Origin of the sequence: Trichocoleus sp. AS-A1, from assembly GCF_039962015.1 — a bacterium.
Classification (GTDB): Bacteria; Cyanobacteriota; Cyanobacteriia; order Cyanobacteriales; family FACHB-T130; genus FACHB-T130.
In genome coordinates this window covers 1-14246 of sequence record NZ_JAMPKG010000006.1, presented here as the reverse complement: position 1 = coordinate 14246, position 14246 = coordinate 1, and the positions used below count along the sequence as shown (strand labels likewise).

Sequence of the window (14246 nt, the reverse complement as noted above, 5' to 3'; positions counted from 1 at the left end):
AGCGTTTCTCGGTTGGGTGGAATAGATTGCGGTTCTAACGTTCAGTAGCGGCTTTTTGAATGTCATTGTAGGAGCATGGCATTCAAAAAGCCCTTACTGATGTATCGCACCCAACCCTTGAATGGCTATAGTAGTGAGCCTTTGAGCCTTCTGTTTCTCACAGTCGAAACGTGCATCTATTGTAGTTTGACACCGCGTTGACGAGTGCGAATCAGGAACAAGGCGATCGCTACCAACCCGATAATCGCAGAGGGTTCGGGTACACTAGCGCTAAAACGATTGTTCTGTTGCCTCAGTTGCTCTTTTCCATCTTCAACCGAACGGTTAAAACGGTCTTTCTGAGCTTCCGCAATTCTAAGTGCCTCTCGTTGCTCGTCATTGACCAGTACAATCATGGACGAGTAGGGAGTGACAATTTTGTAAGTTTTAGCGATCGCATGAATGGCATCCAGTTGAGCAATCTGCTTTCCATTCAGCTGTTTGCTTAACCCCAAAACCATTTGCCGCGCCGCTAGAGGTTCAAAACCTTGAGTATTAAAGTTTTGAGTTGCATCAGCACTCTGAGTATTTTTGGGGGTTTTTTCCAAAACCCAAGCATAGCCATCCACTACGCTGACGACAGATGACCCTAACGCTGCCTTCGTTGCCTGTTGCTGCAAAACTTCGGAAATTTCAGTACACACACCGCCACCACTGTCTTGAATGGCTTTAAGAGTTGCATCATCGTAAGCAGGTGGCAACGCTCCTAGATGCACCACCCACAACGGTGCAGGCATTACTGGCACATCTTTGCGATTGTCTGATAACTCGTAACCGCTTTCATCCGTCACCAATAAGATGCCGTCGTAAGGCGTATTCCCTCGCAGTTGCGTAAACTGCCGCAGCATTTCCTTGGGTTGTATGCTGCCGTAGAATGTCATCTTCATGGCATCGAAGCGACTGATATCATCGATGCGCTGCGGTTTTGCACCAGGAGACGCACTGATGTACAAATCAGCATCATTATTCGCGAAGATGTTGTCAGCAAAGCCGTGTTGTTCCAACCAGCTCAATGTTTCCGTCAGTTCTTTGGTGCGTACTGCCATACTCCGCGAAGCATCGACAATGACTGCAAACCGCTTCCCTTGGGGCATCAAGTAATCTTTTGCAGCTAAGGGTTTGGCTGAGATTTGGTAGCCATCTGGCAAGTTAACCTGATGTAGACTTGGCTGGTATTGCCCATCTGCTGGCAAAAATGGTTCCAACCATTCATCGCCAACCCGTGCTAAAACTTCTCCATTGCGGATACGCTGGGTGTCTTCATTCCAAAAAATGTTACGCTTCTCTCCTAGCTGAGGTAACGCCCACCCCTTCTCTTGTCGCATGACTTTATAGGTCAGCCACAGATGCATTTCGGTTGGTCGATCTTCTGACTCCGCTTGTTCCTGCGGTGATAAACGGGGAGGAATGGGAAAGGCTCGCAAGCGATATTGAAGTGGCCCAACTTGCTCAAGTAAAGCTGGATCGACGGGACGCCAGCGCCTTACCTGTGAAGTATAAACTTTCTGAGCGGCACCGCGTGGCGAAACTTTGAAAGGGAAGCGCTTGGCTAAGTTCTCGCTGTCGCCCAACCAAACTCCTGTAATTGCCGCGCTTTCTGGCAAAGAAAAGGAATAGAAAATTTCCTCAACATCAGTGGTTTTGTTGGCATACACTTCATAGAGTTCCACATCGGCCCAATCGCCCTGTGGTTTAACGATGACTTGTTGCGATCGCAACCACACCTTTTCCTGGTTAATATTCAGCAATCCTGCCTTTGCATCGTCCAAATTACCACTAGATTGCAAAGCGTGTTGAATTGCTTGTCGTTCTGCTTTTTGAATCGGCTTGTCAAAAAACTGGGCGTACAGCTTTCCAGCTTTTTCCATATCTCTCAGGGAGCCGTTGTATAAAAACGGCGACATCAGGTGATTGTAGCTGTCTTGGAAGAACTGGGAAAGCGGCTCTGGTGAGCCAAAAACGCTCTCATACATAACGCGGATATGGTCATTTTCTTCTGAAGTGCCCAGATACCGATAAGAAGAAAAATAAGCGTTCAGGAGTCCATCCCGAATCAAATCGGACTTCGCTACAAGTGCTGCCTTTTCGCTATCTGATGGTGCTGGGTTGTCTAACAGTTTAAATGCCTGAATCTGAGGCTGGGCATTGAATGAGAGGCACAGAATCATCCAAGCAGTCACCACCGTCCCCGAACCAATAACAGTGCGGTTTCGCCCATGCTGAGCCGCAAAAGCACGTAAGATTCGCTGCCCAGATTGAATGTAGTAGCTTGCCAATATCCAAGGCATGAACAGGGATAGGATAACGCTTACGCAAAAGAGCATAAAAGAGACGGGCATCCACCAGTTTCCGGAAGCCCATATATACCCAAAGTCCCTTATCCACTGAAATTGGAAGAAGTTGTACACGAGAAAGGCGGCTGCGGGTGCGGCATAAAATAGCAGCAGCAACCCTAGGTACACACCAACCCCCGGCATCAGACTGTGAGCCATCATTTGCAACCATGCGATCGCTCGATGACGTTTTGCATAGCCATACAGCACTTCCAGGTAAAAAGCAACGATACAAACGCCCACCGTGCCCAAAATCAAGGCACTTGCGGGGGTGAGTTCCGCAAGCCGGAGGCGGAGTCCCTGTCTAAGGAAAAACAATAGTAGGCACAGGAGAAACAGGGGTGCTTCCACGCCATAAAACAAACGCATCAGCTGTAAAGGTTGCTTACGGAAACGCCGCAGTCCCAGCACCGTACAGATAATCGATATCACAATCAGAACTGCAAGGGTGATGAAAAATTCTCTTTCGATCGGACTATTCGACGCAGCCTTAATGATTTCGCCTGTATATGCAGGCCAATACCCAGCGCAGACAACCAGCAAAAATGTAATATTACAGAACCAAAATATGCCGTGATATGTGGCATGAAGCAGATTCTTCATAATGGAAGTACACCTAGGAACAAATTTTCGATTATTTAGAAAATGATTGATAAACCATTGATAATTTTGGTTTCAATCAACCCGAAATTAAATTCTCATTAACCATGATTTCTTCAACAGCGATTCTGAATATTTCGTAAAACCCTTTTCGGTTTCTTTCTTGGTGCCCTTGGCATCCTAAAGCGCTAACGCGCATGATTTGCTAATGCAGTTCGTTAATTCTTCAATTCCTTATGCACGCTAATCCCAATCTGCAAAGATTCATTGAGTAAGCGGCTATATTCATCTACGCGATCGCTCAAGTTAAATGACATCAAGCAAATAAGATTTTCTTCAAGGTTTGCAAATAACTCATAATGATTGCTCAGGAATTTACGATGTTTCTTCATGAGCATTTCCGCTTGTAAAGCGCCGCTCAAAGTTTCTTTAGTAATGCTCAAAGCTTGAATGACTTCTTTTCTAGTGCTGAGGCTATTACACCTCGAGGCTGAGCGGCTTGCTGATTCTAGTTCGTCGATGAGAGCGATCGCTTGAATTACGCGATTGTACTTATCGACTTTATCTAGTAACCTCGATAAAGATTTGACTTGTTTAACTTGTTGCCAAAAATAAGCATTCCAAATCAAGACACCCAACAGAGAAATACTAGAAATGATGATTAATAATCTGGTAACACCATCTGTATTTCCCGGTAAACTTCCAGCGTTGCGAAGTAAAATTAGACTTACTGGCATAACAAAAATTAAGACCAGCATGAGTATAAATAGTTCCGTCAGGAGAACTGATAGCATCTGCTTGGGATTTTTGAGGATAAACCCTCTATAAGCATCAATGGCTAGAGCAGTGCTAGGATCTAAATCAACCAAAGTCTCCAGATCTTCTTTTGTCATCTGTAAATTTTCTAAGTCAGCTTGCATATCAGTTGGTTCCTGTTACGTGCTTAACGAAGACCTAGTGCGTCAGAAACTATTTTCAAAAGATGAAAGTAAAAGTTACTTTCTAGAGGGCGAAATAGCTCGAAGGGGCTACCAGGATTGCCAAAAAAGGGTCTGAGCGTCCATCCTAGTTGGCTTCCGACAAAGCCATATAACACTAACCAGCCTCGAATCATCGCCGTGCGGTTACTTGGCTTGTCAGAATCTTTCTCGTTGATATATATCAGGCTTCGATAAAAAACATTAATCCCAATCAAACCTGTAATGGTAAAGACCAGTACATTCAAGAGTTTAAAAAATTGATAATCGTTAATGGAAAGACGAAAAAACAGGGTGATTGGTGCAAAACTGAAAAGCATTACCCCAATGATTGACATTGAAGCTAATAGTAAAACCAGGTATTGTCCAAAGCTGCGCCTAGAGCCTGAAATTACATCAAAGAAATATAAATTAGGTAAACAAACAGCTAGAGTGATTAAATATAAGGCTGGTAGCTTAATGGCTGAAGCAACCATTTGCAATCCGCCACTAAACGAGCCGATGATTGCTCCATAAAGTGCAAAAAAGACTGAACTACTAATTAACAAGGAAACAATTTTGGTTTCAATTCTTATCCCTTTACTAATCTCTTCCAGAAATTCCTGGCGATCGCGCAAAAAGTACATTAGGATTGCGAAGTGATTCATGACATCTTCTCCTATCAATTCAGGTATCGCTCTACGGATCTCTCAGGCACCTGCCTCAAAGTTGTGGGGATATACCCAAAATTTGTTACAAAACTTTACAAAAACCGTGAAGAGCGAAGATGGTTTGGATAGGCTGACCCGACAGCAAGAGGAGAGAATCTTACTTAATTCCCTGCTATGAACGAACGGGATGAGCGGCTAGGCAAACTAATTGAAGCAGTCCGTCAGCATCCATCTGGGAGCCTTAGCTGGCGAAAAGCGATGAATCAGCTGTTGATAGAAATTCAGCAATTGCCAGGATTGGCGAGATCCGCTCACCCGGATTACTTGGAAGCTTTGGATGATACATTGCTGAAATTGGCTGATGAAATACACGAATTTGAACCCAGACAGCCTTCTTTAGAGAAGAGTTTGGTGGCTTGGATTAACCTGAAATTACGCCTGAAATATGAAGTGCGCGACTTGCATTCCTCCCAGCAGACTCGCGCCAAAAATCCCAAGAATCCTCAAGCGGAATTTCAAGAACAACTGAGGAAACCACCCCTCTCGCTTGATGTGCCCTTGGGGGATGAGGGGAGCGAAACTTTTGGCGATCGCTTGGCGGCTTCAGTTCCCTGTACGCTTTTAGAAATAGAAGCACAAACCCGGCGAGAACAGGAACAGCGGAAAAATCAAAGAATTGGGGTTCAGCTAAAGCAATATATTGACCGAGATCCGGAAGGCAAACTTCGGCGTTGCCATCCCCAAGCTTATCCAGAGTGTAACTGCCAAATCCTCAGCCAGCGCTTGCTCTTAAAGTATCCACCCGACAAACTCGCTCTTGTAGCACGGGATCTCAACATTAATTACAACACCCTGAACTGGCATTGGAAAAACAAGGGAGTCCCGCTTCTCCAAGCGATCGCTAGAAGTTTGGGCTATCAACCAAATGTAGAAGAAGACTTATGAATAGCACCGCACCTGTTTCTCTTAACGTTCCCCTCAGCGACACCGCCCATCAGCTGGCGCGACAATTTGCACAAGAGCAAGCGACTCCTGAAAAAGGGGTACGGGTATATCTCAATACCCTGGCTGTGTGGGCAGTTCACCGCTATCTAAAATGGCTGAGATACGAGCCGGATCTCACCTCAAGCGACAGCTGGCATCCTGGTATGCGAGCCATGTTTGATGTAGCGGATCTGGTGTTGCCTAACTTAGGTAGATTAGAGTGCCGTCCCGTCCTGCCTGGGGAGACATCAGTTACGCTACCGCCAGAAGTGATGCAAGATCGAGTTGGCTATGTGGCAGTTCAGTTTGGATCGCGTTCTACTCCCACAGAACCAGTCTACTTGCAGGAAGCACAGCTGATTGGATTTGCTCCCGCTGTTGCTACTATCGATCCGCCAGAGGAACTGCAACTGGCTGACTTGCAATCTTTGGATGCACTGATGGAGTATCTAGATCAACTCGAATCGGCGCTGTCAGATGCACCCGACAAGACGCGATCGCACTTAAACAACTGGTTACAAAATCTCTTCGAGCCAGGTTGGCAGACAGTAGAAGAGGTGTTGACGCCACAAACGCCCCTTTTAGCATTACGCAGATCGACTGTAAGACGGGCAAAGCAAATTGAGTTACAAACAAAAACAGTTGTTTTAATTGTCACCATCCAGCCAGAAAACCAGGAAAGGTTGGGCATTCATCTGCAACTTCGTTCTGTCAATCCACAAATGGCGCTGCCACCTCAACTGAAATTGATGGTACTTACAGAATCTGGGGAAGTGTTCCGAGAAATTATTGCTAGCAGGACTGATACCTTTATGCAATATGAGTTCAGCGGACAAGTGAGGGAACAATTTAGTATCAAAGTAGCGTTAGGAGATATTAGCATCACAGAAGCCTTTGTCATCTAGCAGGCAGCAATGGAAAAGTTAGTCATCTTGGATATCGATGGTGACTTGCATCAGGGAGCAATAGCAACGCTGGAAATTCGGGGAGAAGGCAACCATGCTGTTACCACCCGTGCCAAAGGTAAATTGCCCCCAGCAACTCAGTTCCTGGAACAATACGAACACTGGCAGTCTATTTATCGCAGTCTGTCGTTCCTGTTTCGCTTGGAAGAAAGAGGAGGACAAATTATTCAGGGTTCTCCAAAAGATTTACTTGACGCTTGCCGCCAGTCTGCTCAAACCTTAGCAGATAGTTTGACAATCTGGCTCAAAGCTGAGTCATTTCGCCCCATTCGAGAAAAATTACTCGAAAAATTATTACCAACTGATACAGTGCGGTTGATTCTGCAAATAGAAAACAACCAACTGCGACGACTCCCTTGGCATTTTTGGGATTTTTTCGAGCGTTACCCCAAGGCAGAAGTAGCGCTGGGAGCAACTGCTTACGAATGGGTAGAAACTGATGCACCATTACGGAAAAAACCCAGAATTTTAGCGGTTTTGGGGAATGGGACTGGGATTGATATTGAAGCAGATCGAAAGCTACTTTCAAGTTTGCTTTGTGATGCAGAAATTGTCTTTTTAGTCGAACCGCAACGCCGCCAGTTATACCAACAACTTTGGGACTCATCTGGGTGGGATATCTTATTTTTTGCCGGACATAGTTCCAGCCTTGCTTGTGGGGAAACGGGCGAGATCGAAATTAATGGTAGCGATCGCTTATCCATCACCGAGTTAACCTATGCTCTGAAAAGAGCCATAGAACGCGGCTTACAACTGGCAGTTTTCAACTCCTGCGATGGACTAGGCTTAGCACGTTCCCTCGAAAGCCTCCACATTCCCCAAATCGTCGTCATGCGGGAACCAGTCCCTGACTTGGTTGCTCAGGAATTTCTCAAGTATTTTCTCACTGCCTTTTCTAGGGGTGAGTCTTTTTATACCTCTGTGCGAGAAGCACGAGAACAGTTGCAAGCTTTAGAGGATCGATGTCCTTGCGCCAGTTGGTTGCCAGTAATATGCCAAAATCCCACAGCGGTGCCCATAATTTGGCAAGGATTACATGATAGAGGAAAAGGGTCTCTTGAGGGGTACGGACACGGCAGTGCCGTGCCCGTACAAACTGGGCAAGATTTCCCCTGTCCCTATCGGGGTTTGTCTGCATTTCAAGAAGCCGATGCACCGTTTTTCTTTGGTAGGGAGGCTTTCACTGAGAAACTGTTGAAAGCGGTATATAATCAGCCACTCGTTGCTGCGATTGGTCCTTCCGGTAGCGGTAAATCTTCCGCAGTCTTTGCAGGTTTAATTCCACGTCTGCGTCAGATAGAAAACTGGCTAATTGTTAGCTTTCGTCCGGGGAATCGTCCTTTTTTAAAACTGGCAGAACAACTGATTCCCCTATTAGAACCGCAGTTGCGTGAAACGGATCGTTTGGTTGAAATCAACAAACTAGCAACAGCAATTCAGCAGGGTGACTTGCCATTAATCGCTGTGTTAGAGCGAATTCTAGATAAAACTCCCACAACTGACCATCTGCTTTTATTTGCCGATCAGTTTGAGGAATTGTACGCGCTTTGTCAGGAAGCTGAAATCCGTCAACGCTTTCAAGATGAATTATTAACTGCTGTCAACCAGATACCCAGTTTTACCCTAATTCTCACTTTACGAGCAGATTTCTGCGAATACGCACTTTCTTATCATCCCTTTGCCTCTGCGTTGCAGCGCTTCCCCCCAGAATTTTTAGGGCAAATGAGCCGCTTAGAACTGCAAGCAGCGATCGCAAAACCAGCCCAGAATTTAGGCGTACAGATCGAGGAAGGATTGCGATCGCGCATACTAGATGCCGTTAGCTGCGAACCCGGTTCTTTGCCTTTACTGGAGTTTGCCCTAACCTTGCTGTGGGAACAACAATGCAATGGTATCCTCACTCATGCTGCTTATGATGCCATTGGCGGTGTCGAACAAGCACTCGCCAGTTATGCCGAACAGGTGTACGCGGCACTCAAACCGGAAGCACAGCAACAGGCAAAGCGTATCTTTCTCCAATTAGTGCATCCCGGTGAAGGCACCGCCGATACTCGCCGCATCGCCACCCGCACCGACGTAGGACAAGACAATTGGAACTTAGTTACGCGCCTAGCAGATGCGCGTTTGGTTGTTAGCAGACAAGATGAGGCAACCAGGGTTGAAACCGTCGAAATCGTCCATGAAGCGCTGATTCGAGAGTGGCAACGCTTGCGCCAGTGGCTAGAAGATGACCGCAGCTTCCGGACTTGGCAGGAGCGATTGCGGATAGCTTTGCGACAATGGGATAGCCAGCAAGATGAGGGTGTACTGTGGCGAGGTGCGCCGTTATTAGAAGCCCAACATTGGTACGCCGAACGTTCGGCGGATCTGAGTTCAACGGAGCAAACTTTTATACAGGCAAGTTTGGCGCTGCAAGCACGAGAGCAGAGAGTACGCGATCGCCAACGAAGACAAGTTATCCTGGGACTCACCAGCGGTTTGATAGGACTAGGATTGCTAGTGGGAATTGCCACAAAGCAATGGCAGCGAGCCGAAACGGGTGAAATCGATGCCCAACTCAATGCTTTAAGTGCCTCCTCAGATGAACTTTTAGCCTCAAATAAAGAACTAGAAGCATTGCTGGAAAGTTTAAAGGCAGGTAGACAGCTACAACAATCTATCGAAGCCAAACCCGATACCCGCATTCGAGTGGTAACGGTTCTACAGCAAGCCGTCTACGGCGTCAGAGAGTATAACCGTCTGGAGGGACATCAAAGAACAGTCATTAGCCTCAGTTTTAGCCCGGATGGTCAAACCATCGCGTCTGCGAGTGATGACGGTACAGTTAAACTTTGGCAACGGGATGGCAGGCTGTTGACGACGCTGGAAGGACATCGAGACAAAGTAAAAAGCGTCAGCTTCAGCCCAGACAGCCAAATGGTGGCTTCTGCAAGTTATGACAAAACGGTGAAACTCTGGCACCGGGACGGTACACTCATAACTACTCTCAAAGGGCACGCTGGCAAAGTCAATAGCGTTGCTTTTAGCCCAGATGGTCAGTTTCTCGCCTCTGCCAGTGCGGATAAAACGGTGAAACTTTGGCGGCGGAACGGCAGCCTAATTGTCACCTTAAAGGGTCATCGCTCTTGGGTAACAAGTATTCACTTCAGCCCAGACAGCCAAACCTTAGCGACAGCTAGCACCGACAAAACAATTAGACTGTGGCACCGTAATGGTAAATTGCTAGGGATTCTAAAAGGGCATACCGCTTCAGTCAATAGCGTCAGTTTCAGCCCCGACGGTCAGACTTTGGCTTCTGCCAGTGCAGATACTACAGTGAAACTCTGGCGTCAGAATCGGAGTCTGGGAGGGTTTGAAACTCGTCCCTACAGAACTTTCACCGAACACAAGGATCTCGTTTGGGCGGTTAGTTTTAGCCCAGACGGTCAAACTTTGGCTTCTGCCGGTGCAGACAAAACGGTGCAACTTTGGCGTCTGGATGGCACGCTTGTTTCTACTCTCAAAGGACACAGCGCTTCGATTTACAGTGTGAGTTTCAGCCCCGATGGTCAGAGTTTGGCTTCTGCCAGCGCCGATACTACAGTTAAACTCTGGCACCCTAACGCTGAGAAACTTCCCACTTTGCAGAAGCATGATTCTGAGGTGCGGGGTGTAAGTTTTAGTCCAGATGGTCAGACTTTGGTTTCCGCCAGCGCCGACAAAACAGTGAGGCTTTGGCATCAAGACGGGAAGCTGCTAAAAACTCTCAAAGGACACAATGGGGAGATTTCCAGTATCAGTTTTAGCCCGGATGGACAGACGTTTGCTTCAGCGAGTGCTGACAAAACGATAAAATTGTGGCACAAAGAGGGCACGCTTCTGAAGACCTTCCAGGGACATACTGCTAGTGTCTTGAGTGTTCGTTTCAGTCCAGATGGTCAGACTTTAGCCTCAGCGAGTGCCGACAGAACTGTGAAACTCTGGAATCGGGATGGAACTCTACTGGATACCTTGATCGGACATCAGGATTCGGTAACAAGCGTGAGTTTCAGCCCGGATGGACAGACTTTAGCTTCTGTGAGTGCTGACGAAATGGTGAAGCTTTGGCATAACGGAAGTTTGCTCAGCAATCTACCGGGACATAGTGCTGGTATCTTAGATGTCAGCTTCAGTCCCAATGGTAGTACCTTCGCTTCTGCCAGTGCTGATGGAATCGTAAAACTTTGGAGCAACGGTCAGTTGCTCCAAACCTTAACCGGACATACCAATCGAGTCAATAGCATCAGCTTCAGCCCGAATGGTCAAACTCTCGCTTCTGCCAGTTCTGACGGAACGGTGAAACTCTGGAGCCTGAGTGGGAAATTGCTCAAAACCCTCCGTGGGCATACTGATAGCGTTTTGGGGATAAGTTTTAGCCCAGATGGTCAAACAATCGCTTCAGCTAGTAGCGATCGCACGATCATTTTATGGAATTTGGATCTGGATGCCCTACTGGTTCTAAACTGTGCCTGGATGCGGGATTATCTGCAAACAAACAGCCTGTCGATTTGCCAGTAGTCGATTTGCTAGTAGAGTTGCACAAAATCCAGATTAATTGCGATCGCGATATCTGCCTCTTTGTTGCTTCCAAATTCCTGGTTTAAAATCAGTGGTTCCCCAACTGAATACACCGAAATGCCAGACCCTCTCAAACTGACACAAGATTAATGACCTCAGACAGCACTTATCTACAAATCAAGAATCTCGCAATTGGAGAATCTGCGAGTGTAGCCAAGAATTGCTCTTCCTTCCCAGAATCTTGCATTACTACAGGTGCCAGTCATGCCGTTCAAAGTTGAAGTAGTTCCACACAATCTACAGTGGCGAGATGCGTTTGAGGCTGAGTCGCAGCAAGTTGCTGAGGCAATGGGTGAAAATATGGTTGCACTACATCATATTGGTAGCACGGCAATTCCTAATATTTACGCAAAGCCCATTATCGATCTGCTGGTTGAAGTGAAAGACATTTCTCGTGTAGATGAGCAGAGTGCAGCAATGGAGTCACTGGGTTATGAAGTGATGGGTGAATATGGAATTCCCGGTCGGCGATTCTTCCTTAAGAATAGCCAAGCAGGTATCAGAACACATCACATTCATACATTCGAGATTGGTTCAGCACAGGTAAAGCATCACTTAGCATTTCGAGATTACATGATTGCTCATCCTGACGATGCACAGCAATACAGTAACCTTAAGCGGAAATTAGCCGAGATGTATCCCGATGATATAGAGGGATATATGGACGGGAAAGACGACTTTATCAAAACCATTGACCGAAAAGCAGCAGGGTGGCGTGTGTCTTCAGTAAATGAGTAACAGTGTCCCTATCCAGACTTATATTTTGCTTGCGAGGAGAAACCTCTATGAAATCCCATATTGCGATCGCTGAATTTAGCTGTTAGGTATCCAGTAAACCATCTGAGGGTTACGAACATGGTAGACAAGAAATCTTTAATTTTGCGGCGTCAACAAATTGAAGACAATATGCAAACATTCTCGCACCCCTGGAATCCGAAATCAGAAATCTCAGGGACACAAATGGGGCGTTTGCTCGGGCTAAAGCGCACCGGAGTCAACTTCGCAAAAGTCCCTCCAGGAAAAGAATCGTTTGTCTATCATTCCCACTACCGCGAAGAAGAATGGATTTACATCCTATCGGGTTGCGGAATTGCGGAAATTGACGGGGAAGAATTTGAAGTTGGTGCAGGAGACTTCATGGCATTCCCGACTCCTTCAGTCGCTCATCATCTGAGGAATGCAGGCGATGAAGACTTAGTTTACCTAATGGGAGGAGAAAACCTTGATGTAGAAATTGCCGATTTCCCGCATCTTGGAAAACGTATGATTCGCCGTGAAGATGCTATTGAAATCTTTGACCTGTCAGATGCCAAACCGTTTGGAGCATTAGACACCTGACTTCTCGCTCAATCAGGATATCTGCACGTTAGCTTGCTTAAGTTATTGGTGGGGGCATCCTTGTAAGGTAATTTTTAAAACAATCATTCAGGCTGCACAACCTGCCAGTGTGTTAACGGGACTTAGACAAAAATTGATAAAAATGGCTTCAAACCTAGATAGAGAAAGAGCTTTAGCTCAAACGAGCACAAATCCAGTATTCGCTAAGGGTTTTAGGCATTTTTTGTCATCGACCTCTTTCCCTTACGCAGAGGCATTTTCAGCCCCTTTAGTGGCTAGAAAATGCCTAAGTTCCAATAGAGGTTCGACCGCAGGTGCAGTTGAATATATAGTTAGGTGGATAATTAGTAGGGTAGTTTGCTTTTTGATATATATAACTGATGATTAAGCCATCCAAATCGCTGTGCTTATTCAACAATAGATGTAATGAAGTTCTTCAGCAGCTTGAAGTTGTTGATGCTGCTATTGAAGTAATACAACGTGAGATTAAAGCTCATGATAATCCAGATGAGAAAATTTCTACAATTCTTAAAGTATCCCCAAAGACTTATAAAGCCCTTAATGTGAAAGCCAAGCAACCATCCTCAATCCTCAATCGGGTTCGCCGCAATAATCAAGAATTAGCTCTGTGCCGTAACTACACTCATTTCGGTGAGTACTGCAAAAACCTGCTTCGTGAACTCTACAATCACAAACCATTATTGGTTGTTGGTAAAGCGCCAGGTGCTTTGCAGTATCAAGAAATTGTGAAGTTGGGCAGTTACAATGCGATTGCAGACTTCATGGTAGAGCAAGTTTTCAAACGGCTCGAAGGTGGACGAAATACAAGTAAGACAATTGATCGTCTAATTGCTGATACTGGCGTTGACCTTGAGCGAGCGATTCTCGACGAGGCTGTTGCATTCTTTGAAGTTCGACATTTACTCGTACACCAATCAGGATTAATTGATCAAGCATTCTATGATCGCTATGCATCATTTCTTCGGGTTCCAAGTAAAGTGGGCAGTGCATTGCCTCTTACAGTTGGTTTTGCTCGGCGTGGCGTTGATGCGATACAAACTCTTGTTGAGTCAATTGATAGTCAACTCGTCCAGAAAGGTGCGATACCCCCACACACCACCTAACAAAGTCATGCAACGCATGGATTGGCAACCTCCGGCTTTGTTCTAAACTACTTGCCGCAGTGATATCAGCAGCCGTTAGTGCAACAATAAAGCGAGCGCTGTGTACTCCTACGATGCCTCGTAGCGCGATCGCTCATCGTCATAGCTTGGGTTTCCTTGCGTCAATCCAAAATCTATTTCCAAAGGCTACCACTTCCTATTCAGGCGATCGCAGCGAGCTAACTTTGCGATTAACTTGACCGAAACGCCGTATTTTTGGCAATGAGTAGGACAGCAGAACATTAAACTTCTGGCATAAATAGGGAAGAAAGAGGTAATAAATCTTACAGCTACAGAGTAAAAATCGACTTTTGCAAGAACTCTATCGGCTATGACCTACTTATTACACACTGACCGTCTGCGCCTGCGACCTTGCCAGATGGACGATCTAGACTCCCTGCACGAGTTGTGGATCGATACCGATGTGCGGCGATTCCTCTTCGACGATCGCTTAATTTCCCGCGAAGAAGCGCGATAGCGAAGCGCTGATACCAGTTTCCAATGAAGATGCACTAAATTGAAGAAAGCAACAGGGTAGGTGTAGCAATGGCAAATCAGTTCAAAGTGGCAGTCCAAGAGACAACGGAAGAACTGCAACATC

10 protein-coding genes and 1 pseudogene are annotated in these 14246 nt (G+C 46.2%); 8 read left to right on the top strand and 3 right to left on the bottom strand.

Annotation, left to right across the window (positions count from 1 at the left end):
* Nucleotides 1–176: 176 nt before the first annotated feature.
* The 3 genes from NC994_RS06280 to NC994_RS06270 form a co-directional block, all read right to left on the bottom strand.
* A complete protein-coding gene (locus NC994_RS06280) occupies nucleotides 177–2975 on the bottom strand; it encodes a TIGR02921 family PEP-CTERM protein (RefSeq protein ID WP_190436848.1) in 2799 nt (932 codons plus the stop codon).
* A 215-nt stretch (nucleotides 2976–3190) separates the two neighbouring features.
* Entirely contained in the window at nucleotides 3191–3865 is a 675-nt protein-coding gene (locus tag NC994_RS06275) for a hypothetical protein (RefSeq protein ID WP_190436845.1), read from the bottom strand.
* Between the two features lie 50 nt (nucleotides 3866–3915).
* Nucleotides 3916–4596, bottom strand: a complete 681-nt coding sequence (locus tag NC994_RS06270; RefSeq protein WP_190437145.1) for an actin-binding WH2 domain-containing protein — start codon at nucleotides 4594–4596, stop codon at nucleotides 3916–3918.
* Between NC994_RS06270 and NC994_RS06265 the strand changes: the two genes are divergently transcribed.
* The 8 genes and pseudogenes from NC994_RS06265 to NC994_RS06230 all read left to right on the top strand — a co-directional run.
* Complete coding sequence (locus NC994_RS06265) at nucleotides 4595–4777, top strand: hypothetical protein (RefSeq protein ID WP_190667003.1); 183 nt, start codon at nucleotides 4595–4597, stop codon at nucleotides 4775–4777. The genes NC994_RS06270 and NC994_RS06265 overlap by 2 nt on opposite strands.
* Complete coding sequence (locus NC994_RS06260) at nucleotides 4774–5544, top strand: hypothetical protein (protein ID WP_190412545.1); 771 nt, start codon at nucleotides 4774–4776, stop codon at nucleotides 5542–5544. The genes NC994_RS06265 and NC994_RS06260 overlap by 4 nt, the downstream gene beginning before the upstream one ends.
* A complete protein-coding gene (locus NC994_RS06255; RefSeq protein WP_190436842.1) occupies nucleotides 5541–6488 on the top strand; it encodes a DUF1822 family protein in 948 nt (315 codons plus the stop codon). The genes NC994_RS06260 and NC994_RS06255 overlap by 4 nt, the downstream gene beginning before the upstream one ends.
* 9 nt (nucleotides 6489–6497) lie before the next feature.
* Entirely contained in the window at nucleotides 6498–11084 is a 4587-nt protein-coding gene (locus NC994_RS06250) for a CHAT domain-containing protein (RefSeq protein ID WP_190436838.1), read from the top strand.
* Nucleotides 11085–11348: 264 nt separating this feature from the next.
* Nucleotides 11349–11882, top strand: a complete 534-nt coding sequence (locus tag NC994_RS06245; protein ID WP_190436835.1) for a GrpB family protein — start codon at nucleotides 11349–11351, stop codon at nucleotides 11880–11882.
* 117 nt (nucleotides 11883–11999) lie between these two features.
* Nucleotides 12000–12482, top strand: a complete 483-nt coding sequence (locus NC994_RS06240) for a cupin domain-containing protein (protein ID WP_190436832.1) — start codon at nucleotides 12000–12002, stop codon at nucleotides 12480–12482.
* Between the two features lie 380 nt (nucleotides 12483–12862).
* Complete coding sequence (locus tag NC994_RS06235) at nucleotides 12863–13606, top strand: hypothetical protein (protein ID WP_190436829.1); 744 nt, start codon at nucleotides 12863–12865, stop codon at nucleotides 13604–13606.
* Nucleotides 13607–13976: 370 nt separating this feature from the next.
* Nucleotides 13977–14120: pseudogene (locus NC994_RS06230) on the top strand (N-acetyltransferase); the annotation flags it as partial.
* Nucleotides 14121–14246 lie beyond the last annotated feature (126 nt).

Excerpts from the sequence above, each read along its gene's own strand:
- NC994_RS06260 (WP_190412545.1), top strand. The coding sequence starts at position 4,774 with ATGAACGAACGGGATGAGCGGCTAGGCAAACTAATTGAAGCAGTCCGT.
- NC994_RS06250 (WP_190436838.1), top strand. The coding sequence starts at position 6,498 with ATGGAAAAGTTAGTCATCTTGGATATCGATGGTGACTTGCATCAGGGA.
- NC994_RS06235 (WP_190436829.1), top strand. The coding sequence starts at position 12,863 with ATGATTAAGCCATCCAAATCGCTGTGCTTATTCAACAATAGATGTAAT.
- NC994_RS06280 (WP_190436848.1), bottom strand. The coding sequence starts at position 2,975 with ATGAAGAATCTGCTTCATGCCACATATCACGGCATATTTTGGTTCTGT.
- NC994_RS06240 (WP_190436832.1), top strand. The coding sequence starts at position 12,000 with ATGGTAGACAAGAAATCTTTAATTTTGCGGCGTCAACAAATTGAAGAC.
- NC994_RS06255 (WP_190436842.1), top strand. The coding sequence starts at position 5,541 with ATGAATAGCACCGCACCTGTTTCTCTTAACGTTCCCCTCAGCGACACC.
- NC994_RS06245 (WP_190436835.1), top strand. The coding sequence starts at position 11,349 with ATGCCGTTCAAAGTTGAAGTAGTTCCACACAATCTACAGTGGCGAGAT.
- NC994_RS06270 (WP_190437145.1), bottom strand. The coding sequence starts at position 4,596 with ATGAATCACTTCGCAATCCTAATGTACTTTTTGCGCGATCGCCAGGAA.
- NC994_RS06275 (WP_190436845.1), bottom strand. The coding sequence starts at position 3,865 with ATGACAAAAGAAGATCTGGAGACTTTGGTTGATTTAGATCCTAGCACT.
- NC994_RS06265 (WP_190667003.1), top strand. The coding sequence starts at position 4,595 with ATGACATCTTCTCCTATCAATTCAGGTATCGCTCTACGGATCTCTCAG.